Source organism: Gardnerella bretellae (genome assembly GCF_048545135.1).
GTDB lineage: Bacteria > Actinomycetota > Actinomycetes > Actinomycetales > Bifidobacteriaceae > Bifidobacterium > Bifidobacterium greenwoodii.
In genome coordinates this window covers 336,400-357,912 of the sequence record NZ_JBKQXU010000001.1, presented here as the reverse complement: position 1 = coordinate 357,912, position 21,513 = coordinate 336,400, and the positions used below count along the sequence as shown (strand labels likewise).

General features: G+C 40.7%; 20 protein-coding genes. 14 read left to right on the top strand and 6 right to left on the bottom strand.

What is annotated here, in order from left to right:
- Positions 1 to 69: 69 nt before the first annotated feature.
- On the bottom strand, positions 70 to 894 hold the full coding sequence (locus ACJV7B_RS01465; RefSeq protein ID WP_419388787.1) for a hypothetical protein: 825 nt from the start codon (positions 892 to 894) through the stop codon (positions 70 to 72).
- Between the two features lie 127 nt (positions 895 to 1,021).
- On the opposite strand from ACJV7B_RS01465, the gene ACJV7B_RS01460 reads away from it, so the two are divergent.
- Positions 1,022 to 1,315, top strand: coding sequence for a WXG100 family type VII secretion target (locus ACJV7B_RS01460; RefSeq protein WP_004127832.1), 294 nt, complete (start codon positions 1,022 to 1,024; stop codon positions 1,313 to 1,315).
- A gap of 125 nt (positions 1,316 to 1,440) precedes the next feature.
- Here the strand turns inward: ACJV7B_RS01460 and groL are convergent, their stop codons facing one another.
- Together groL and ACJV7B_RS01450 are read right to left on the bottom strand one after the other, a co-directional pair.
- Positions 1,441 to 3,066: a chaperonin GroEL gene (gene groL / locus ACJV7B_RS01455; protein ID WP_419388786.1), complete on the bottom strand. Its 1,626-nt coding sequence runs from the start codon at positions 3,064 to 3,066 to the stop codon at positions 1,441 to 1,443.
- Positions 3,067 to 3,313: 247 nt separating this feature from the next.
- Positions 3,314 to 3,985, bottom strand: a complete 672-nt coding sequence (locus tag ACJV7B_RS01450) for a LytR C-terminal domain-containing protein (protein WP_004136175.1) — start codon at positions 3,983 to 3,985, stop codon at positions 3,314 to 3,316.
- Positions 3,986 to 4,114: 129 nt separating this feature from the next.
- Here ACJV7B_RS01450 and ACJV7B_RS01445 point away from each other — a divergent pair, with 129 nt between their 5' ends.
- From ACJV7B_RS01445 to ACJV7B_RS01390, 12 genes are all read left to right on the top strand, one after another.
- The gene (locus tag ACJV7B_RS01445; RefSeq protein ID WP_119521608.1) at positions 4,115 to 4,831 is read left to right on the top strand and encodes a uracil-DNA glycosylase; all 717 of its coding nucleotides are present in this window, start codon (positions 4,115 to 4,117) and stop codon (positions 4,829 to 4,831) included.
- Between the two features lie 90 nt (positions 4,832 to 4,921).
- On the top strand, positions 4,922 to 6,043 hold the full coding sequence (locus tag ACJV7B_RS01440; protein ID WP_308581794.1) for an AAA family ATPase: 1,122 nt from the start codon (positions 4,922 to 4,924) through the stop codon (positions 6,041 to 6,043).
- A complete protein-coding gene (locus tag ACJV7B_RS01435) occupies positions 6,040 to 6,984 on the top strand; it encodes a DUF58 domain-containing protein (protein WP_419388785.1) in 945 nt (314 codons plus the stop codon). Before ACJV7B_RS01440 ends, ACJV7B_RS01435 begins: the two co-directional genes overlap by 4 nt.
- The gene (locus ACJV7B_RS01430) at positions 6,984 to 7,514 is read left to right on the top strand and encodes a hypothetical protein (protein WP_419388784.1); all 531 of its coding nucleotides are present in this window, start codon (positions 6,984 to 6,986) and stop codon (positions 7,512 to 7,514) included. Before ACJV7B_RS01435 ends, ACJV7B_RS01430 begins: the two co-directional genes overlap by 1 nt.
- Complete coding sequence (locus ACJV7B_RS01425) at positions 7,514 to 8,647, top strand: vWA domain-containing protein (RefSeq protein WP_419388783.1); 1,134 nt, start codon at positions 7,514 to 7,516, stop codon at positions 8,645 to 8,647. The genes ACJV7B_RS01430 and ACJV7B_RS01425 overlap by 1 nt, the downstream gene beginning before the upstream one ends.
- Positions 8,644 to 9,798, top strand: a complete 1,155-nt coding sequence (locus ACJV7B_RS01420) for a vWA domain-containing protein (protein ID WP_419388782.1) — start codon at positions 8,644 to 8,646, stop codon at positions 9,796 to 9,798. The genes ACJV7B_RS01425 and ACJV7B_RS01420 overlap by 4 nt, the downstream gene beginning before the upstream one ends.
- Positions 9,795 to 10,385, top strand: a complete 591-nt coding sequence (locus ACJV7B_RS01415) for a DUF6466 family protein (protein ID WP_004136163.1) — start codon at positions 9,795 to 9,797, stop codon at positions 10,383 to 10,385. Before ACJV7B_RS01420 ends, ACJV7B_RS01415 begins: the two co-directional genes overlap by 4 nt.
- A gap of 73 nt (positions 10,386 to 10,458) precedes the next feature.
- On the top strand, positions 10,459 to 10,647 hold the full coding sequence (locus ACJV7B_RS01410) for a hypothetical protein (protein WP_004136156.1): 189 nt from the start codon (positions 10,459 to 10,461) through the stop codon (positions 10,645 to 10,647).
- Position 10,648: 1 nt separating this feature from the next.
- Positions 10,649 to 12,301 carry an alpha/beta hydrolase gene (locus tag ACJV7B_RS01405; protein ID WP_419388781.1) on the top strand — a complete coding sequence of 551 codons (1,653 nt, stop codon included), beginning with the start codon at positions 10,649 to 10,651 and terminating at the stop codon, positions 12,299 to 12,301.
- 53 nt (positions 12,302 to 12,354) lie between these two features.
- Positions 12,355 to 13,797 carry an adenylosuccinate lyase gene (gene purB / locus ACJV7B_RS01400; RefSeq protein WP_419388780.1) on the top strand — a complete coding sequence of 481 codons (1,443 nt, stop codon included), beginning with the start codon at positions 12,355 to 12,357 and terminating at the stop codon, positions 13,795 to 13,797.
- 16 nt (positions 13,798 to 13,813) lie between these two features.
- Positions 13,814 to 16,249 (top strand): lysylphosphatidylglycerol synthase transmembrane domain-containing protein, encoded by a 2,436-nt coding sequence (locus ACJV7B_RS01395; protein WP_004136143.1) that lies wholly within the window; start codon positions 13,814 to 13,816, stop codon positions 16,247 to 16,249.
- Between the two features lie 198 nt (positions 16,250 to 16,447).
- Positions 16,448 to 16,729: an HU family DNA-binding protein gene (locus tag ACJV7B_RS01390; RefSeq protein ID WP_004119480.1), complete on the top strand. Its 282-nt coding sequence runs from the start codon at positions 16,448 to 16,450 to the stop codon at positions 16,727 to 16,729.
- Between the two features lie 95 nt (positions 16,730 to 16,824).
- Here the strand turns inward: ACJV7B_RS01390 and ACJV7B_RS01385 are convergent, their stop codons facing one another.
- From ACJV7B_RS01385 to ACJV7B_RS01375, 3 genes are all read right to left on the bottom strand, one after another.
- A complete protein-coding gene (locus ACJV7B_RS01385) occupies positions 16,825 to 19,176 on the bottom strand; it encodes a RelA/SpoT family protein (RefSeq protein ID WP_004136141.1) in 2,352 nt (783 codons plus the stop codon).
- Between the two features lie 121 nt (positions 19,177 to 19,297).
- Positions 19,298 to 19,777, bottom strand: coding sequence for a dUTP diphosphatase (dut, locus tag ACJV7B_RS01380; RefSeq protein WP_004128220.1), 480 nt, complete (start codon positions 19,775 to 19,777; stop codon positions 19,298 to 19,300).
- Positions 19,778 to 20,071: a DUF4193 domain-containing protein gene (locus ACJV7B_RS01375; protein ID WP_004128217.1), complete on the bottom strand. Its 294-nt coding sequence runs from the start codon at positions 20,069 to 20,071 to the stop codon at positions 19,778 to 19,780. It lies immediately after the preceding gene.
- Between the two features lie 158 nt (positions 20,072 to 20,229).
- Between ACJV7B_RS01375 and sepH the strand changes: the two genes are divergently transcribed.
- On the top strand, positions 20,230 to 21,495 hold the full coding sequence (gene sepH, locus ACJV7B_RS01370; protein ID WP_419388779.1) for a septation protein SepH: 1,266 nt from the start codon (positions 20,230 to 20,232) through the stop codon (positions 21,493 to 21,495).
- Positions 21,496 to 21,513 lie beyond the last annotated feature (18 nt).

Here is a 21,513-nt window from a genome sequence, read left to right as displayed (position 1 = left end):
TAGCATCACTTATAAAGCTGAATGTTTCCTGAATAAATGCTGAAAATCAACAAGTTGTAGCTGATTTTATTAGCGGCGACGAGCATGACGTCTACGTGCTTTTCTAACGCCTGCTTTTATCTGCTTTTGAATACGGCTTCGGTGAGCCAAAATAAGTGTCACTATTGCCCCTAAGCAAATAATAATAATCAACATAATAAGTGTTGACATAAGGCTTGCAGAAGAAGTTGTAGCGGTTCGTTTAGAGCGAGAAATTTGTTTCATCATCATAATTGCAGACTGACCCCAATGAGTGCCAGTTGTTGTTACTAAAGGTTTATATGCTGCATCAGATAATGCGTCAACAGTATTTCTGCTTTTTAACCATTCGTCGGAATTAGGCGATACTGCAACTACTAGACGGCCGTCGCGAGTTGCGACAGCAAGCAATACAGTATTTTTTGCAGGAAGAGTGCTTATTAATAAATCACTTGCCCATTTTGATGGATCTTTAGTATCTCCAAAAGTAGACAAATAAAGTAATCTTACCGTTACTCCAGTTCGCTTTTTAGTTGCGGCAATTTCGTCAGAAACTTTATTAACAGAGTCACCAAGAAGATTTTCAGTATCCGTAATTGAATCAGTGGCAACAATTCCTGAATTTAAAGCTTGTCCTTCCGCATAAGCTTTATTAATTTTTATAAAATCAGACGAAAGTAAAGAAAAAGTTGGAAATACTGGAAATATTTGAAAAGTAAGAAAAATACTAACTAAACATGCCACAACTGCACGTAATACTTGCTTTAAGCGTGCGAAATTTAAGTTTGTAAGCTTATAGTCATTTAAAATGTGGATAACCCCTGACCTTTTAACCACATTCTTTTCTAAAACTTTTGCATAATTTTTCAATGGCATATATTCATAATAGCGTGACATCACACAAGTAGGTAAGACACGTTTATGTAAGAAGGTTACTCAATGAGTGTGATGTTGCGCTAATTAGTACTAAATGCTTTTTAAGCAGATACAAATAGGGGGAAATATGGCACAATTTCGAGTTGATTCAGAACAAATTCAGCAGGCGGCTGCAGCAGTTGGAACCTCGGTTAATTCAATTAGAGAAGCAGTCAACGGCATGTATGCCAATCTGCAGCAGTTGCAAAGCGTATGGACGGGTTCCGCTGCTACAAAGTTTGCGTCGACCGCAGGTCAGTGGCGTGCAGCACAGCAGCAGATGGAACAATCATTAGAAGCAATTCAGCAAGCTATGCAGCATGCTTCGGGAGTGTATCTTGATGCGGAAACTCAAGCTACTTCCCTATTTGGAATGGGCTGAATAGTCTGCTGAATAGTCTAATGAAAAATGGCGGTATACTTCATTTCTGAGCATACCGCCATCTACTATGAGATATTCAGTCTATGAGCTATTAAGCTATAAAAATTTTCTCAACTTTTTTATATTTAGTAACCCATATCAGCGCCAGCTTGTGGTGCTGCAGCTGGCTTTTCTGGCTTGTTAGCAACCACAGCTTCAGTTGTTAAGAACAAACCTGCAATAGAAGCAGCGTTCTGTAGAGCAGAACGAGTTACCTTAACTGGGTCAGTAACACCAGCAGCCATTAAATCTTCGTAAGCATTGGTTGCAGCGTTGAAGCCTTGGCCTTCTGGAAGTTCGCGCACCTTGTTGAGCACAACATCTCCAGAAACACCGGAGTTTTGTGCAATCTGCTTGATTGGAGCTTCTACAGCGCGGAACACGATTGCAGCGCCCGTTGCTTCTTCACCCTTAAGCTCGGTGATTGACTGAGACTTTTCAATCTTTGCAGCAGCCTGAACCAAAGCTACGCCACCGCCTGGAAGCAAACCTTCCTCAATAGCAGCCTTAGCGTTACGAACTGCATCTTCAATACGATGCTTACGCTCCTTAGCTTCAACTTCAGTAGCAGCGCCAACCTTAATAACAGCAACGCCGCCAGCGAGCTTAGCAAGACGCTCCTGAAGCTTTTCGCGATCGTAATCGGAATCAGTGTTTTCGATTTCTGCGCGAATCTGAGCCACGCGAGCATCAACATCTTCCTTAGATCCAGCGCCAGAAACGATAGTTGTTTCATCCTTAGAAACAATAACCTTAGCTGCGTGACCAAACACAGAAGCGTCGATAGAATCAAGCTTCAAGCCGAGGTCATCGGAAACAACCTGTGCACCAGTCAAAATAGCCATATCCTGGAGCATAGCCTTACGGCGATCGCCAAAGCCTGGAGCCTTTACAGCTACAGTGTTGAAAGTGCCACGAATCTTGTTCAAAACAAGAGTTGGCAATGCTTCACCATCAACATCTTCAGCAATAATAAGCAATGGCTTGCCGGACTTCATAACGAGTTCAGCAATGTGAACAATGTCCTGCTGGCTGGAAACCTTGCCAGAAGTGAGCAAAATGTATGGATCTTCAAGAACAGCAGTCTGGTCTTCTGCGTTAGTGACGAAGTAAGGGGAAATATAGCCCTTATCAAAACGCATACCTTCAGTGAAGTCCAAATCAAGGCCAAACTTGTTGTTATCTTCAACTGTAACAACGCCGTCCTGACCGACCTTATCCAAAGCTTCAGCAATCTTTTCGCCAACTTCAGGATCTGCTGCAGAAATTGTAGCAGTAGCAGCAATCTGATCCTTAGTTTCAACATCCTTAGCAGAAGCAAGAAGTTCTTTAACAATTGCTTCAGAGGCCTTCTCAATACCACGACGAAGAGCAATTGGGTTGCTTCCTGCAACAACGTTCTTCAAACCTTCGTGTACCAAGGACTGAGCAAGCACTGTTGCGGTTGTTGTACCATCGCCTGCAACGTCATCAGTCTTCTTAGCAACTTCTTTAACAAGCTCGGCGCCAATACGCTCATATGGATCTTCAAGATCGATTTCCTTAGCGATGGAAACACCATCGTTAGTAATGGTTGGAGCTCCATAAGTCTTATCAAGCACTACGTTGCGACCCTTAGGTCCAAGCGTAACCTTTACAGTGTTAGCAAGCTTGTCAAGACCTGCGAGCATACCCTGACGGGCGTCCTCTTCATAGGCAATAATCTTTGCCATGTTTCCTCCACATATCGTAACTATGGAACACTCACTCGTAGGTGAATAAGATTTGATTAGCCGTCAGCTGCTAATTATCACTCTCAACCTTCGAGTGCTAATTAGCAGATTAGCACTCTATGTGCCCGAGTGCCAACTTTGGCGTTTATAATTATGTACTTTCAATAAAATTTTACAAATAAAGCCGGTTAGAATTTAATCCAACCGGCTTCTATATTTTGCTTTTATTACTTCTGTGCGTAGAAAACTACTTGCAAAGAACTACTACAATCTGCGAAACAATCTCTTTTTCGTTTTCTACAGCAGTAATGCCCAAAGTTTTTGCAATATCTTGCGCCGCGGCCTTCTGAGAATCATCCTTGTACCATACAACAGATTCAGACGGAACTTTGCCGCTTGGATTACCAGCAGTAACATTTGCATAACCAGATTGCTTCAGCTTGTCTGCATTCTTAGCAGCATACCCAGCAATATTGGTTGCATTAATAACTTTTACGGTAGCAGACTTATCTACTGAAGTCGTAGAATCAGATTTACTGTCAGCATCCTTAGTATCGTCCGCTGATTTATCTTTGTTGGACTTTTGCTTTGCTGAAGCATCTTCATCTTCATCCGTATCTGCATCATCAGACTTATCTTCATCTTTTCCATCTGACTTATCAGTATGCGATTTCTTAATTATTGTTGTAGACTTCGAGCTTTGATGCGAATTATTCCAAGGTAATGGAAGATGCGAAATCTCTCCAGAGCCGATTGCCCAAACAAGCAAACCAGCCAGTAATGCAATAACTATTGCAACAAAATAAGGAAGAATTACAGCGTACCAAGCGGGATTGCCGCGATGCACACCAACTGGTCCCTCTGGTGGTTCATCAAAAACATCGGGCGTATACGACACGTTGTGATTATTTCGCGCCATAATTGCATTCCTCCAAGTGTTTACTTAAAACAATATGCATCCATAGTAGCGAATGCTGGTCACAAAGCACAAATCAGAATTTTCAAGAAATTTTTCCTATTATGCTATGCCTTGTCATACAGTAGCCATATGAGTCCTTACAAAATTAAACCTTTAGAAGAATTAATGGATCCAGATTGGGCTAAAGCTCTTACTCCAGTTGAGCCACAAATTCGAGCAATGGGAGTGTTTTTGCGAGAACAAATCGAAAGTGGACACCATATTCTTCCCGCAAGTCACAACATTTTGCGCGCGTTTAGCATTCCGCTAAAAAGCATAAAGGTTTTAATTGTTGGCCAAGACCCTTACCCTACTCCAGGCCATCCTGTGGGATTAAGTTTTTGTACTTCACCAAAAGTGCGTCCGTTACCTAAAAGCCTTATTAATATTTACAAGGAATTAGTGAACGACTTAGGTGTTTCTACTCCTCAAAGTGGAGATTTAACGCCGTGGACTAAGCAGGGTGTAATGCTTCTTAACCGCTGCTTAACTGTTGAAGCAGGTAAAGCAAATAGTCATCAAGGAAAAGGCTGGGAAACTGTAACAGACGCTGCAATAAATGCGTTAAATTCTCGAAAAGACGAAAACGGAAACCCAATGCCTCTTGTAGCTATTTTATGGGGAAGAAACGCTCAAAGCTTAGCCCCATTGTTAACAAACGCAACACTTATTACTTCTTCTCACCCAAGCCCTCTTTCTGCCTCGCGTGGTTTCTTTGGATCAAAACCGTTTTCAAGAGCGAATAACGCACTAATCAAAATGGGTGCTTCGCCAATTGACTGGTCGCTAAATTCTCAAGAAATATAGCTTTAAAAATACGCGTAGTAATCAAATAATCCCTAGCAATATGCAGGTTTTTACCAATTTCAGTACCGTATATCAGCTAACATAGAGCCTATGGCATTATTTCCACCGCAACCACGTAAGCAACAATTAAATAATAATTCCAATATGATTCCTAACGCGAATATAGCTTCTGCAGCAGGTAAATCTACAGTTGGATTATCAAATGCTCAAGATTCGACTACTATTTCAGCAGACGATATTCGTCGCTGCCAGCAGATTGCAAACATTTTGCGCTCGCGCTTTGCACAAACTTTAGTCGGTCAGGAAGCATTGCGAGAATCTCTTATTTTAACACTTATTGCTGGCGGACATATTCTTATTGAATCTGTGCCAGGCCTTGCAAAAACCACTGCTGCACAAACTCTTGCAACTGCAATGTCTGGTAGCTTCCGACGCGTGCAGTGCACTCCTGATTTAATGCCAGCTGATTTAGTTGGTACGCAAGTTTTTGATTTTGCATCCCAACGTTTTACTACTCAGATTGGTCCTATTCACGCAAATATTATTTTGCTAGACGAAATCAACCGATCTAATGCAAAAACTCAATCTGCAATGCTCGAAGCTATGGCAGAAGGCGCAACAACAATCGGCGGTGAGCGTATTGCGCTACCTCAGCCTTTTATGGTTATTGCAACTCAGAATCCTATTGAAGAAGAAGGCACTTTTAATCTTCCTGAAGCTCAAATGGATCGTTTTATGGTTAAGGCAATTATGACCTACCCGAATCCTGACGAAGAAGTTAAAATGCTTCAGTTGCTTACACAAAGAGGATCAGATGTTGTTGACCCTGCAACTTTAAGCACACAGCGCATTAGCTTGCAAGATGTTGTGTTTATGCGTGCTGCAGCACGACATATTCATGTTTCTGAAGCAGTTATGAAGTATGCTGTTGACATTGTTGCAACTTCTCGAGGCGAAGGCTCTCACCCTCTTGCAACCATTAATACTCTTGTTCGCATGGGTGCAAGCCCTCGTGCTTCTATTGCGCTTATTCGCATTGCTCAGGCTCATGCTTTGCTTTCTGGTAGAGACTATGTAATTCCAGAAGATGTTAAATTATTCGCGCACGAAGTATTAAGACACCGTATTCTGTTGACTTTTGAAGCTTTGGCAGACTCTATTACTACTGATCAAGTTATTGACGCATTGGTAAAGACTGTTCCTGTGCCATGATACCTATGAAACGTTTAGCGTTGTCTGAGCCAGCCAAAGCCGTTCGCAGAAAAATTGAGCTGCTCGACCAACGCATAGATTTGCCTATTGCTCGTAAAGCATTGGGATTACTAGAAGGTGAGCATCCTTCACATCGCCGTTTTGGAACCGGTGATGTTATTGATGTTCACACTTGGCAACCTGGTGACGAAGCGCGAATGATGAACTGGTCTGCTAGTGCTAGAACGGGTCAGCCTATGGTTTCTTCGCGCGAACGTACTTCGTCATCTCATACTTGGATTGTGTGTGACGCAAGTATTAATATGAACGGCGCTTGCAAATCTTTTGAAACATTGTATGAGATTGCTGCAAACGCTGCATGCTTTTTTGCAGCTTTAAGTTTAAGACGTCACGATTCTGTTTCGCTACTTTGCGTTGATGGTAGCAACACAGTTAAAGTTCCTCAAGCTCGTAATCTTTCTGATTTTGAAAGGAACCTTGACAGCGCTTTGCTTAATACTCGAAGTCATATTCGAAATACTGAGTATTTGATTAAATCAATGCAAAAGTTTGTTGATTCAAACGGTCTTGTTGTTCTTATTACAGACGAGTATGCGTTGCAAGCTCACGATGCGGATAGTTTACGAAAAATTACTCAAAATCATAATCTCGTTGTTGTAACTATTTGCCCAGTTAATTCTTTTGATAAGACAATTAACATGCGTATAAACGATGGCATTACTTTGCGAAGAATTCCAGCATTTTTGCAAAACGATAACGTTAAGCAAGAGGTTGAAAATCGCAGAAGCATCAAAAGTAGTGCCTTGCGTGACATGCTTGTTGGCGTTAAAGCGTCATTAATATGTGGGTCATCTAGTGAGGAAATTTTCCGAGTGTCTGCCAAATCTGTAAGTCGTACGAATTATCTTACTGAATCATTACGCAAGGAGGATGTGCAGTAATGAGTATGCAAGATATTTACCCACAGATTCACAACGACATTCTTTTTGCAAGCATACTTGGCGTTGCTTTTGTTGTTATTGTTGTTGCTGCAATTATTTTGTATTTTTCTTTCAAAAAGCCGAAAGTTTTGTTATCTTCTGACGAAATTGCGGATAATGCTGTACACGTTCATCGAGAAAACAAACAAGCGTGGCGAAATGAAATTGATGAAATTGTAAAACAGTATCACAGCAATGAGCTTACTTCTGATCAGGCTTGTGCAAAGCTAGCTTCAGTTGCTAGAACTTACGTTTCTCGAATGAGTGGTGAAGATATTAAAACGCATACTTTAGGTGAAATTAGTTCTTTGCGCCTAAAGTGGCGCAATAAAAAGGGTGCAGATATGTTGCGCCAAACAATCGCAGCTTTGTATCCGCCCGAATTTGCTAATTATAAAGAGAATAAACAGGCACAAAATACTACTGTTGATCAAGCAGCAGAGTGGGTTCTTGTTTTGCTCGAAGGCTGGCAAACGAAGGGGCAACGCTAATGAGTAAGATATTTGAGACTTTGTGGCCTTGGCGTTTTAAGTGGCCTTTAATTTTTGCTGCAGGAATACTAGTTTGCTTAGTTATTTTTGCTGTTTTGATTATTGGTGACGTTATTCGTCAGAATATTCTTAAAAAGCAGTATCAAAAGCATCACCACAATCTGAATCAAAAATTCTACACTTTTACTTTTGATGAAGATTTGCAAGGATCTTTAGCAAGTCACTCATGGTATATGTGGAGAAGACTTAAAAGATTTGCAACAGCAATGTTGGTTTTGTCTTTATTAGGATCACTTGCAACTGCCTCTAGGCCTTCTCGAGTGTTTAATGCGGATGAACAAATAAGTTCTAGAGATATTGTTTTGTGTCTGGATGTTTCCGGCTCTGCATTGCCTTACGATCGCGAAGTTATTCTTGCTTATCTTAATTTTATTGAGCATTTCCAAGGCGAACGAATAGGTTTAAGTATTTTTAATTCCACTTCTAGAACAGTTTTTCCTTTAACAGATGATTATCGTCTAGCTAAAAAGCAGCTGCAGTATGCTGCTAATTTGCTTGGAGGGGTTCAGTCTCAAAATAAGATTGACAATTTGCAGCAGCGCCAATATCAGGAAATTTCTGATTGGCTTGAAGGTACACAAAATAGAAAAAATGCAACTTCTCTTATTGGAGATGGCTTAGTTAGTTGCGCTGCAATGCTTCCTGGTTTTATTTATGGCAATGCGCATAATTCTAGTAAATCTCAAAGTCGTTTTAACAGAAGTGCATCAATTGTTCTTGCAACAGATAATGTTGTTTCCGGAAATCCAACTTACTCGTTAAAGCAAGCTTTAGATTTGACTAAGCAAGCAAATATAACTGTTTACGGCTTATATTCAGGCGCTAAACAGAATGAGAATGAAGATACAACTGTAGACATGAAGAATCTTATTGAATCTCATGGCGGAATATTCTTAACTCAACGAAATACTGATTCTGTTCTTAATCTTGTAAGAGAAATTGAAAAACGTCACTCAGTTATCCCTCAAGGCACAACGCAATCAGCGTTTAGCGACGATCCTGGAATATGGGTGCTTATTAGCGTTGTAAGCGTTGTTGTGTGGTTGGCTATTGCAAAGAGGATTAAGCGATGATATCAACACTATTTTCAGCCGCGGCTCTCAATTTCTCATATGGCAAAATTGTGGCAGATGACACTGCTAAAGCAGGTCAACTGGTTCTCGCTCCATCTTATGGTTGGATTGTTGCGATTATAGCCGTACTTATTGTTCTTGTTGCAATGTTTTTTGAAATCGTGCCTTTAAGAAGAAAATTGGCACTAACAAACGAAACTTTAGCAATGAGATTGCGCAGGATAGCTATTTGCGCAATGCTCGTAATCTGCATACTATCCCCTAGTATTATGCGCGCAACTATGCAACGTGCTGTAAACGCAACTAACGTAATCATTGCAGTTGATATTACAGGATCAATGCGAGCCAAAGATGCAAATTATGACAATAAGGCAAATATTGAGCGTATTGATGCAGCTCGCGCTATTGTTAAGCAAATAACTAAGTCTTATGCAAATGCGAGTTTTGCAGCTATTTCTTTTGGAGCATCCACGTCTGTTGATGTGCCGTTAACTCCTGATGCAAAAGCGGTTGATAATTGGATAACCACATTACTTACAGAGCCTACAAGTATTGCTACAGGAACAAGCCTGGACGCTCCAATAGATCAGACTTTGCTCACCGCAAAAGCTATTCATGACGCTCATCCAGATGACACAACAGTGCTGTATGTTCTTAGTGATGGCGAAGAAACAACTCAACGAAAGCGCAGAACATTCTCATCTTTACGAGCTTATATTACTCACGCTTTTGTTATTGGTATTGGCTCGTCTAAAGGTGCAAAAATACCGCTTAAAAGTACGAAATTAAGTATTGACGACTACGCTTCTGAGGAAGATTTGCAAGGAAAATCAGAAGGAGATTCCAATTTAAGTTCTTCAATAGAATGGGTTAAAGATCCTTCTACTGGAAAACCTGGCATTTCAAAGCTTGATGAGAAAAACTTGCGAAATATTGCGGATGAGCTTAGCGGAAAGTATATTCATTCTTCTTTAAATCACGCTTTAGGAAGTGAAGCAAAGCCAATACTTTCTCATCAGTGGCGTATGAATGAAACAGCGAAACCACGCTTGCGTCCAGAACCAATTATTTGGCCATTTGCCACAATTGCTGCTGTTTTGCTTATATGGGAATTAGTTGTTTGGTTTATTACATCAAGGAAATTAGTATGATGCGCATATCTAAACGAAATATTATTCGAGTTATTTCTATTATATTTCTTATTATTGCGTTATTCGCAGCATACTATGCGATTACTAATTGGCGTGCGCAATATGCGTATAATGCTGCAACAAACAGTCTTATTGCAAATATGAAATCTGCTAAAAATATTTACAGTGACAAAGATATATTGGTTACACAACAGCAGCAGACTGACGCACAATTTAGTGACGCTAAATCTCAGCAAATACTTTTATTACCAAAACTTAGCGAAAATATTGATCACAATTCTGAAATTTCACGAAAGTTTACTGAGAGCCTTAAGCAAAAGAATGGTAAAAATAATACTAAATCTCATACGTCTAAAAGTAATCAACTAAAAAACTCTAGCAAGAGCGAAGAAAATAAGAATCAGACTGAATCAAGCAAGCCTAAACTTAACAATACACAAAAAAATAAAGTAGAAGACTTGCTTAAGCAGAATAATAAGGTAAATCCTAAAGATCAACAAGATCAAGAAGATCAAGATAATCAAAACGGAAAAGAAAAAACGACTAAACGCACAACGAGTTCAGACGGTGCAAATAAGCCTTGGTAATTGCTTATAGCTTTTATCCACAATGCCTACTTTTTGGTGACTTTAATTTATCAAGTGTGTTTAATACTTAATTATGCACACATATTACGAATGGAAATGGCTTATTCAGCGCACTGAACAGTGCGCAAGAAACATTCTTGCTGCAGCCTCAGCGAGCGAATTAAACGAATGGCAAGGTATTGCTGCCCAGTATTTTCGCCATAGCATGAGCAATATTGCTAGCCAAGCATATTCACTCTACGAAATTAGAGGAGGAATGTAATATGCCTTGGAAAGTTCAATCTTCTGTTTCGGGCGGAATGCCTCTTACAGTTGCGCAAAGCGAAGCATACTGCAGTGTATCTAGAAAACTAAGCAATCTTGCGCATGAAATGTCAATGTTAAGTGCTTCTTGGCAGCATGCTGCAATGGTTATTTCTAATCAAACTTCGGCTTTTAATAATTTATCAGCTTCTTACAACCCTTCATCGCCTTTTACTATAAACGCTTCTCAAAGTTTTCTAACTCCAAGTATGTGCAATGTTTATGCGTCTAAATGTCAAAATATGTCTCAAAATTTAGAGCAGTTGGCAGCTCTTATTATTAGAGCAAGCGGCATTTACGAGGAAGCTGAGCAGAAAGCAAAAGAGCAATTTGATAATGGAATTGCGCTTCTTACAGCAATTTTTCCTATAACATCCTTACCATTTTTTATTTCAGCACTCTCTTCAGCGTCTAGCGATGCTAATAACCACACAGGTCTTAAAAATGTTGGGAAATGGGCTCACAAAACTCGCAAAATTCAGCAAGGAACTATTCGAGGCCTTTCTCAAAATCTACTAATAAACCCAATTACAGGCATACCTCTGTCTATTTTAGGAGCAGCGCAAAGTAAAAGAAATAATCGAATGACAAAAACGTATCGAAATAAGTCGCTTAATTTCTTAAAGTACGCAAATAAGCATATTGATAATTCAAGCAAAACAGTTTCTTCAGTTCCGTTTGTTTCTGGAGCGCTAAGCCTTTTTACAGCACAGTTAAATAACAAAAAGCAAGGTAATAATCTAACTGTTACTAAAATTAACGAACCATGGAGAAAACCAGCTTTTGTTCTTCCTAAACCTGGAAGAAATTTGAGTGAAACTCTCGATAATTTAGCTGAGCTTGGCAGCGGAAATTTGGGAGTTCGACCTCCACTTGTTAATCCAGATGCCGCAACTATTGCTATTTCACGCTTCAAAAAAGCGGACGGAAAAACATCATGGCTAGTTGTAATACCTGGAACAGATGGTAAGGCTCATTCACCGTTTGGATGGGAGCAGAATGCTGAGGTAATGAGTCATACTCCTTTAGCTAGAAAGCAAGCAGATAGCACAAGAATGGTTGTTGAAGCAATGAAAAAATCTGGGATTAAATCTAAAGATCCTGTTGTGTTAGTTGGTCATTCGCAAGGCGGTATTGTTGCTGCAAGTATTGCAAGCGATTATTCAAAAGAGTACAACATACAGCATGTAGTAACCGCAGGCTCTCCTATTGCAAATCATCCTATTGCAAAACGCACTTGGGTTACGAGTATTGAAATGGAAGATGAGCTTGTTCCATCTCTCGATGGTAAGGAAAATCCTCGCCGCAGTAATTGGATTACTATTCATGGCAAAGCAATACATGTTAAAGAAACTCAAAAGCCTTTGCCTCCTGGAGTAACGCGTTTTTCTGGAAGGAAATATTCTAATCAAAAATTTAGTAAAGACGGAATATTTGTAAACGATGTGCCTGAAGAAGGAACTTTAACTCATGACATGCACTATCATAAAGCTGCCTACGATGACGCTCTGCAATTAGGCTCTAAAAATGTGATTATGCATAATCAGCATTTTAACAGTATTATCAACGGAAAGTTAGAAAGCACTACCCTATGGCAAGGCATAATGCATTAGTTAATATAATTTATCTAACTGCCTAATTCACAGCATGATGTAACCTTGCAAGTATGAAGCTTACTGATATTTCTCCTGCAATAGCTCTGACTCCTTTAGACGGTCGTTACCATAATCAAACTTCAGAACTTGTTGAATACTTAAGTGAACCTGCGTTAAACCGCGAGCGCATGCGTGTTGAAGTTGAGTGGATGATTCTTCTTGCAAACGGATATGAGGGCAATAATTGGAAGCCTATTGTTAATGGTGTCAATCCTTTAACGAATGAAGAATGTGAGTATTTGCGCAGTATTCCTGAAGATTTCGATGCTGAAGGAATTGCTCGTCATGCTGCTCATGAGGCTGTTACGCATCACGATGTTAAAGCTGTTGAATACTACATTGATGACGCTTTGGATGAGGCTGAAAAGAAGTTAGGTCACGAAACTCAGATGTCTAATCTTAAAACTTTGGTTCATTTTTCGTGCACAAGTGAAGATATTAACAATCTTTCTATCGCTCGTTGCGTAAAAAATGCGGTTTTGAATGTTTACAGGCCGAATTTGGAAGCAATTGTTGAATATTTAGTGAGCAATGCTCAAAAGTATCGCGACTTGCCAATGCTTTCTTTGACGCATGGTCAGCCTGCTACTCCAACAACTTTGGGTAAAGAATTAGCTGTTTTTGCATACCGTTTGAAGCGTCAGATTAAACATCTCGACAATCAGGAATATTTGGGCAAGATTAATGGTGCTACTGGTACTTTTGGTGCTCATTTAGCAGCATTCCCTAATGTTGATTGGATTGGCGTTTCTAAAGAGTTTGTTGAAAATCGCATGTCTCTTCAATGGAATCCATTAACAACACAAATTGAAAGTCACGACTGGCAGGCTGAACTTTATAGCACAGTAAGCCACACTAACCATATTTTGCACAATCTTGCTGTTGATGTTTGGATGTATATTTCTCGAGGCATTTTTGTTCAAGTTCCTGTAAAAGGTGCTACTGGATCTTCTACTATGCCTCATAAGGTGAATCCTATTCGCTTTGAGAACGCTGAAGCTAATCTTGAGATTTCTTGCTCTCTGTTTGATACTCTTTGCGCAACTCTTACAGAAAGCCGTTGGCAGAGGGATCTTACAGATTCTACAACTCAGAGAAATATCGGTTCTGCTTTTGGCTACGCTCTTTTGGCTCTTAACAATCTTTTGGGCGGACTTAATTCTATTCACCCTAATTCTGATTTTATTCTTAAAGAATTGGATGCTAATTGGGAAGTTCTTGGCGAGCCAATTCAAACCGCTATGCGTGCTGAAGAAATTGCGGGAGTTCCTGGAATGGAGCGTCCTTATGAGCAGGTTAAAGAGCTTATGCGAGGACATCATATTTCTCAAAAGGATGTTGAAGATTTTATTTCTTCTCGCGAGTTTGACGAGGCTACAGCTTGCAGATTAAAGTCTTTAACTCCTGCTTCTTACACTGGTTTTGCTTCACGATTGGTGGATTTTATTCAATAAGTAGACGGTAAGAACAATGCAATCTCGCATAAATCCAAATCTTGTTATTGAAGACACTCAGCCAAGTTTAGTGAGAAATTGGGCTGATTTGCTGTACGCACTTTCAGCTATTGCTGTTGCCGTACTTACAGTTTTGTCAGCAATGTGGCTTTCTGCAACAACAGTCGGCGTGGAAATTGACGCCCGTAGCGCTAGTAAAATCATTGGTCTTACTGTTACTGGAATTCCGTGCGCGTTAATACAGCAGGGTTTAACGCTTATTGTTGTTGCAGAAGTAATTGCTTTTATGGCTGCACAAAAGCGTTGGATTGATACTGCTATTTCTGTTATTACGCTGTTTGTAAGCTACGGCTCAATATGGCTGCTTTCTGACGCTATTGCTTCTACACACAATTTGCCCCTGCTTTCTGCATTGCATTCTCAACCAACAAATTCAGTAACAGAATTATTGCCAGACATGTACGCTGTTCTGGTTGCGTTTCTTACAGTAAGTGGCCCGCGTAAAGAATATAAGCATGTAATGTGGGGCTGGAATGCTCTGTTTATTGTTTCTGCAATACTGCTATTTTCTTCATGGGACTCCTACCCTGCAGCGCTTATTTCTTGCTGCGTAGGAAGAACTATTGGAACATTAATAAGATTTGCTAAAGGTACGAGCAGTAAAGGCGCTTGGGGTGATGACATCGTTATTGCGCTTAAAAATATTGGTATAGATAATCTAACTCAGCTTACTCGCAGAACTCAGCAGGCTGACCATACTGGAGTTTTACGCTCAAGCTTGGATGACGATTTAATCGAAAATTCAAGACTTTATGACGCAACTGATATTCACGGAATGCACTATGTTATTTCAGTTTTAGACAATCAAGTGCATTTACCTGGATATTTGAACCAGCTGTGGCAGTGGGTGCGTTTAATTGATATTCCAACTCGACGTGACCGTTCAGCAAGACATTCCGTGCACCATCATCTTTCAATGCTTCTTGTATTGAGAAATCTTCATTTGCCAACTGCTAATGTTTACGGAGTATCTGACAGCGATAAATCATCAATCATGGTTTTTCACGCAGCAAATGCTTTACTTCCTTGTAATTTGAACACTCTAACTGTTGAAGATGCGGCGAAACTTATGCGATACGTTGACGCTGCAAATATGCGAGGAATTACGCATCGAAGAATTACTCCAGAAACTATTGCACGTTTAGAGGATGGAACTCCTGTTATTGCAGGATGGCAAAATGGCGATGTTGCCAGCGATTCAACAAATATTGCTTTAGATAAAGTTCAATTATTGACTCTTATTGCTGCATGCACAGATATTGAAACTTCAATCAAAGCCGCTCTTAACGCTTGGGGTGCAGACAAGCTTGCAGAAATACTTCCTTTTATGCAAAAAGCTGCTATTCCTGCATCAACACGTTCTCTTCCTTCTTGGAATAAGAAAGTTTTTGAGCATCTTTGCAATAAGCTAAGCCAGACAGTCGCACTGCATACTGATGAGGAAGACTATGATACAGTGCGATTAGCACGTTTTAATATTCGATTCTTTGTGAGCCTTGTTCTAGCAATTATTGCTATTGCTGTTATTGCAACACAATGGCATCCTCAGGAAGTATTTGCAGCATTGAAGCATGCTAATAATCTGATGGTTTTGCTTTGCTTTATTTTCAGTATGCTTGCTTGGGTTGGCTCTGCAATTACTTTAGGATCGTTTATGGATGATCAAAAACCGTCTTCTACGGTTTTGTTTGCTTCTCAAGCAGCATCAGGTTTTACAGCAGTTTCTATGCCTGCAGGCGTTGGCCCTGCTTTTGTCAATATGCAATTATTGAAAAAGAATGGCTACAATTCAACTCAAGCTACTGCTATAACTAGCGCAGTATGGCTTATTCAAGCTTTAATAACAACTATTGTTCTTCTTGTTATTGGTATTTTTACTGGAAAGAATGTGCTTTCTGGAATGATTCCAACGCACATGCTTATTACAGTTATTGGCGTAATAACCTTGTTAATATGCACTTTAATGGCCATTCCTAAGGCTCGTAAAATTATTCGCAAGCATTATCTGCCAATACTGTCTGATTATGGCAGACAGGTTAAAGAGCTTGTTTCACACCCTCTTCAGCTTATTGGCGGATCTTTTGGAGCGATTGTATTGGTTGCTTGCATTGGATTGGGATATTGGGTTGCTTTACTTGCGTTTGGCTACTATGCGAACCCTTGGGAAACAATACTTTTGTTCATTCTTGCAAACACTGCAGGATCCGCAATACCAACTCCTGGCGGCTTAGGCGCGGTTGAGGCTTCTCTTACTTTTGCGTTTACGTCTGTTGGAGTTCCACCTACTATTGCATTATCTGCAACCCTGCTTTATAGGCTTATGTTCTACTGGCTAAGAATTCCTATTGGCGCCTTTGCTATGAATTGGCTTAGCAGTCGTGAACTAGTATAAATGGCTTAATTGCTCAACTTTTGTGTATTTTTCTATCAAAAAATCGCAATAAGACTATTCAGAATGAGTTTTTTATAAAAAAATACATAAAATTATTGAAAAAAATGCTAAAAAAGGCCACATTTGTAGGGAAAATGTATTAGTATCGAGAATGAACGTGGCCTTTGCAAAGAAGGCCCCTGACCCAAAGGATGCTGCATGGCATACAACAAGTCTGATCTCGTTTCTAAGATCGCACAGAAGTCCAACCTGACCAAGGCACAGGCCGAGGCCGCCGTCAACGCATTCCAGGATGTGTTCGTTGAGGCTTTGCAGTCTGGTGAAGGTTTGAAGCTCACTGGTCTGTTCTCTGCAGAGCGCGTAAAGCGCGCTGAGCGCACTGGCCGCAACCCTCGTACCGGCGAAACCATCAAGATTCCAGCTTCTTACGGTGTACGTATCTCCGCTGGTTCCTTGTTGAAGAAGGCTGTTACCGCCTGAAATTAGACGGATGCACATTCAAAATGTGCGATTAATAAAGAAGGACGTTCCAAAGTTGGACGTCCTTCTTATTTTTATCTTATTTTATTTTTTATTTATAAGTCTCCGCGCTCCATTTTACGCAAACGAGGCTCAGCGCTATCTTTTGCGCCAGTAATACGATAGACGTCAAAAACGCCTTCAATCTTACGAATAGCAGCCAAAAGCGTATTCAGATGCTGAGGGTCTGCCATTTCAAACGTAAACTGGCTTGTTGCAACACGATCATCTCCAGTGGCAATAGTTCCGGAAAGAATATTTACGCCATGATCCGAAAGTACGCGAGTAACATCAGATAGCAAGTGTTGCCTATCCAAAGCTTCAACCTGAACCTTTACTAAGAACAAACCTTTATCGCTAGTCCATTGAACAGGAATAACTCGTTCAGGCTGAGTTTTTTGTAAATCAAGCATATTCTGGCAGTCAGTTCTATGCACAGACACGCCTTGATTTCTAGTAATAAAACCAATGATGTTATCTCCTGGAACAGGCATACAGCATCTTGCAAGCTTTACCCAAACGTCTCCAACACCCTTAACAGAAACACCTAAAGCACCGTTAGATTTTCTATTGCGCTCTACATTCTTAAGAGGTAACGCTTCCTGCTCTACTTCTTCTGCAACCTCATCTGCACCAGCATCTTTTACTAAGCGCGAAATAACATTTTGAGTAGAAACTTGTCCTTCGCCAATCGCCGCGTACAATGATTCAACATTAGCTGGCAAATTAAGTTCATCCGCAACGCCAATTAAAGCCTGCTGTGTCATCAAAGTAGTTAAAGGCAAGTTACGTTTACGCATAGCACGAGTTAGCTCGTCCTTGCCCTCTTCAATGGCTTCAGAGCGACGTTCTTTGCTAAACCACTGACGAATCTTATTTCTGGCACGTGGACTTTTAACAAAACTCAGCCAATCACGAGATGGGCCGGCGGTATCTGACTTTGAAGTAAGAACTTCAACCGTGTCACCATTTGTAAGCTTAGTGTCCAAAGGAACTAATCTTCCGTTCACTCTTGCGCCCATCATTCGGTGACCGACTTCAGTGTGAACCGAATAAGCGAAATCAACAGGCGTTGCATCCTGAGGAAGAGCAACAATGCTTCCCTTTGGAGTAAACACGTAAACTTCAGAAGCTCCAAGATCTTGCTTTAATGAACCTAAGAACTCATCAGAATCAGGCGTTTCACTAGTCCAATCAGCAAGCTGCTGAATCCACTTAAGATTATCTGCTTCACTAAGCTCTTTACGCTCTTCAAGCTCACCTTCACGCTTACGGTCATCTCTGTCTGGCTTACTTAAAGCCCTACCAGCCTGACCATTTGCCTTGTACTTCCAGTGTGCAGCAATACCAAATTCAGCTCGCCTATGCATATCCCAAGTACGAATCTGAATTTCTACAGGCTTTCCACCAGGGCCAACAACAGTAGTATGCAAGCTCTGATACATATTTAGTTTAGGAGTTGCAATATAGTCCTTAAAACGTCCTGGAACAGGGCTCCAACGCGCATGAACCGCTCCTAATGCGGCATAGCAGTCTCGAATAGAGTCAACAATAATTCGAACGCCAACAAGATCGTAAATATTCTCAAAATCGTGACCGCGAACAATCATTTTTTGATAAATCGAGAAATAATCTTTTGGACGACCCTTTACGGATGCTTCTATGTGTTGAACTGCTAAATCTTCGTTGATTTCTTCAAGAATTTGACGCAAATAAACTTCGCGCTGACCAGCTCTACGAGCAACAAGTACAACAATTTCGTTATAAATTTTTGCATAAAGTACTTTGAAGCTAAGTTCTTCAAGTTCAGTTTTAATAGCATTCATACCAAGACGGTTTGCAAGAGGAGCATACACGTCAAGAGTTTCTCGAGCTTTTTTGTGAGAACTTGATGGCTTAACATATCTCCAGGTTCTTGCATTATGAAGACGATCTGCAAGTTTTACAACAAGCACTCGTACATCTCGGCTCATAGCAACAACCATTTTTCGAATTGTTTCAGCTTGTGCGCTTTCGCCATACTCCATCTTGGAGATTTTTGTAACACCATCAACTAATCCAGCTACAGTGTCACCAAATTCTGCACGACATTCTTCTAACGTGTAATCAGTATCTTCAACAGTGTCGTGCAATAATCCTGCTGCAACAACAATCGGACCCATGCCAAGATCTGCAAGAATCTGCGCAACTGCAAGAGGATGAATAATATAAGGTTCGCCTGATTTACGACGCTGACCTGTATGCTGTTTTACCGCACGGGAGTAGGCACGATGAAGAATAGTCATGTCTTCATCGGGATGATGCCACTTGCACATGTTTAATATTGGCAGCAATGGGTTACGAGAATCCTCACTGATTTCGCATCCAAGCCTATGAGCGCCTTTTACATCATCTTGAAGTTCACCCATCGCAGCACACCTCCTGTATTGTCTACTATCCTACCCGCAAAAATGCGTTATACTCTACAAAATTGTCAAATAATACAATAAATCCGACTCAGCGCTAAAACTGGTCGGATTTACTAAAAAATTATTGTACTCCGGTTGATCCAAAGCCTTTATTTGAACGATCAGAACCAGGCAATTGTGTTGCTGGAATAAATTGTGCTTCTACATAACGCTGTATAACCAATTGAGCAATACGATCGCCGCGATTAAACTTCACGGTATTTTCTGGATCTAAATTAATAAGCGGCACTTTAATTTCGCCACGATACCCAGCGTCAACCGTTCCAGGAGCATTCAACACAGTTACGCCCTGTTTTGCGGCAAGACCAGAACGAGGATGAACCAAAGCAACGTATCCTGCTGGCAAAGCAATAGCAACCCCGGTCGGAACTAAAGCACGTTCAAATGGACGCAAAGTAATATCCTCAGTAGTACGCAAGTCTGCACCAGCATCGCCAGCATGCGCATAACAAAGCGGCTGCATGGTGGAGGATTCGCCATCGAGATACTGAATTAATACCTCAACCTGCTCGGGGCCAGTGTAGGTCTCGTCGTATGCCATTTAAGCTGCGCACTCCTTGCAAACAGGCTGTCCATCAGCCGTAGTTTCTGCTAATTGACTACGATGCTTTACAAGGAAACATTCAGAACAAATAAATTCATCACCTTGCATAGGAATAACAGTTACAGACGCATCTTCATTGCTTAAATCAGCACCTGGTAACTCGTAGTCTTCAGCAATAGCATTCTCGTCATCGTCAATGTCGCTGCTGGAATTTTGAGAGCTTTTGCTCAAAGCTTCCAACGACTCTTCGTCCTCATCTTTACTACGAGGAGAATCATAATCCTGTGCCATTATGGTCCTTTCGTTTTAAGCTACCTACGCGCATAGCATACATTAATGCCACCCCGCATATAATACACACATTTTATCTTATATAGAATGGTAAAGAATGCAGTGTATGGACTAAAGTATATACATAGTATTGTTAAAAGCGAAGAAAGTGGTGCACAATGCTTGAAAATCCGCCAAAAGAGGCGAGTTTTGACCATGTTGATGCAGACGGCAATTTGATTTTTATTTTTGAAAACACGCCGTTAAGCATTAAAGTGGACGACACGCTGGAACACGCTATCGCTGAATCACAAAAGATTACTAAAAAGCATAGCGATAATAATTCGGCAGATAATAACGTATCTGCAGCATCGTCGAACGCTACCCTGCCTATTTCGCAGATTCAGGCTTTAATTCGCGCTGGAGTTGATCCAAGCCACGTTGCTAAGCGTTATAACGTAAGCGAGGCCCAAGTAAGGCGTTTTTCTGCTGGAGTGGAAACAGAAAAACAGTACGCTATTGAGCAATTCCTGCTTGTTCCTGCACCAAAACAAAGCAATATGCGCACACTTGCAGATTTAATAGAGCGAACTCTTGCCAAAGCTCATATTGGTATGGAAACAGTTCAATGGCGTGCGACACGCCGAGGCTTAGAGCCGTGGCTTATTAGCGCTACTTTCAAAACTGCAACACGAACTATTAAAGCTGAGTGGACATGGAATATGCATGACAACTCAGTAACATGCGCTAATCCATCTTCTCGTTTACTTCTTGGCGAAGACGCAAATGGTAATGATGCAGCTAAGCAAGCGCAATACGGCGGAATGTATCGTGACACTGTAAGCATAAACTTCCCATTTTCAACAGAAGAGTTGCCGGGAAATTCAATTCGTTCAGCAAGAATTGAACGCGCTGTTTCACAATGGGAGCTTAGAAATAGTGATAAGCTTTCTGAACTTGATTCGAATAGTTCGGATATTTCTGATAGTTCTGATTCTAAGCAAGAGCATAAGCGCGCAAAAACTAGGAAAATCGCAGATTCTTCAAATGATTTAGCTGAAAACGTGCTATCAAATAGCAGCAGAGCTCAGCAACCTTCGCTTATACAGTCAGATTATGATGAAAATCAAGATGCATCATCTAGTATTCTTTCTTACGACTCGAGTGAAGCACAAAAATCTTTGGCAGACAAAGTAAAGCAAACCGAAAAAGCCGAGAAAGCAAAAATAGTTGAAGTATCTGAAAACGCAGAAAAAGTAAATTCTGATGCTGCAAAATCTTTGAATACCACTTCTACAAATAATGAAGCTGAGTTTGACACTAATCAAGAGTCTGATTCTGCTAAGAAAAGCTCTTTAGATCATGCAGATCACAATAACAATAAGAGACGAAGTGGAAGAGCTGCAGTTCCAAGCTGGGATGAGATTTTATTCGGCGAAGGCTGATTCTTTTGATTTTAGAGC

Bases quoted from the DNA above. Each gene is read 5' to 3' on its own strand.
- ACJV7B_RS01445 (WP_119521608.1), top strand. From the start codon at position 4,115: ATGAGTCCTTACAAAATTAAACCTTTAGAAGAATTAATGGATCCAGAT.
- ACJV7B_RS01460 (WP_004127832.1), top strand. From the start codon at position 1,022: ATGGCACAATTTCGAGTTGATTCAGAACAAATTCAGCAGGCGGCTGCA.
- ACJV7B_RS01450 (WP_004136175.1), bottom strand. From the start codon at position 3,985: ATGGCGCGAAATAATCACAACGTGTCGTATACGCCCGATGTTTTTGAT.
- ACJV7B_RS01430 (WP_419388784.1), top strand. From the start codon at position 6,984: ATGAGTATGCAAGATATTTACCCACAGATTCACAACGACATTCTTTTT.
- dut (WP_004128220.1), bottom strand. From the start codon at position 19,777: ATGGCATACGACGAGACCTACACTGGCCCCGAGCAGGTTGAGGTATTA.
- ACJV7B_RS01420 (WP_419388782.1), top strand. From the start codon at position 8,644: ATGATATCAACACTATTTTCAGCCGCGGCTCTCAATTTCTCATATGGC.
- ACJV7B_RS01465 (WP_419388787.1), bottom strand. From the start codon at position 894: ATGCCATTGAAAAATTATGCAAAAGTTTTAGAAAAGAATGTGGTTAAA.
- purB (WP_419388780.1), top strand. From the start codon at position 12,355: ATGAAGCTTACTGATATTTCTCCTGCAATAGCTCTGACTCCTTTAGAC.
- ACJV7B_RS01375 (WP_004128217.1), bottom strand. From the start codon at position 20,071: ATGGCACAGGATTATGATTCTCCTCGTAGTAAAGATGAGGACGAAGAG.
- ACJV7B_RS01395 (WP_004136143.1), top strand. From the start codon at position 13,814: ATGCAATCTCGCATAAATCCAAATCTTGTTATTGAAGACACTCAGCCA.
- ACJV7B_RS01435 (WP_419388785.1), top strand. From the start codon at position 6,040: ATGATACCTATGAAACGTTTAGCGTTGTCTGAGCCAGCCAAAGCCGTT.
- ACJV7B_RS01415 (WP_004136163.1), top strand. From the start codon at position 9,795: ATGATGCGCATATCTAAACGAAATATTATTCGAGTTATTTCTATTATA.
- ACJV7B_RS01405 (WP_419388781.1), top strand. From the start codon at position 10,649: ATGCCTTGGAAAGTTCAATCTTCTGTTTCGGGCGGAATGCCTCTTACA.
- sepH (WP_419388779.1), top strand. From the start codon at position 20,230: ATGCTTGAAAATCCGCCAAAAGAGGCGAGTTTTGACCATGTTGATGCA.
- ACJV7B_RS01440 (WP_308581794.1), top strand. From the start codon at position 4,922: ATGGCATTATTTCCACCGCAACCACGTAAGCAACAATTAAATAATAAT.
- ACJV7B_RS01385 (WP_004136141.1), bottom strand. From the start codon at position 19,176: ATGGGTGAACTTCAAGATGATGTAAAAGGCGCTCATAGGCTTGGATGC.
- ACJV7B_RS01390 (WP_004119480.1), top strand. From the start codon at position 16,448: ATGGCATACAACAAGTCTGATCTCGTTTCTAAGATCGCACAGAAGTCC.
- ACJV7B_RS01425 (WP_419388783.1), top strand. From the start codon at position 7,514: ATGAGTAAGATATTTGAGACTTTGTGGCCTTGGCGTTTTAAGTGGCCT.
- groL (WP_419388786.1), bottom strand. From the start codon at position 3,066: ATGGCAAAGATTATTGCCTATGAAGAGGACGCCCGTCAGGGTATGCTC.
- ACJV7B_RS01410 (WP_004136156.1), top strand. From the start codon at position 10,459: ATGCACACATATTACGAATGGAAATGGCTTATTCAGCGCACTGAACAG.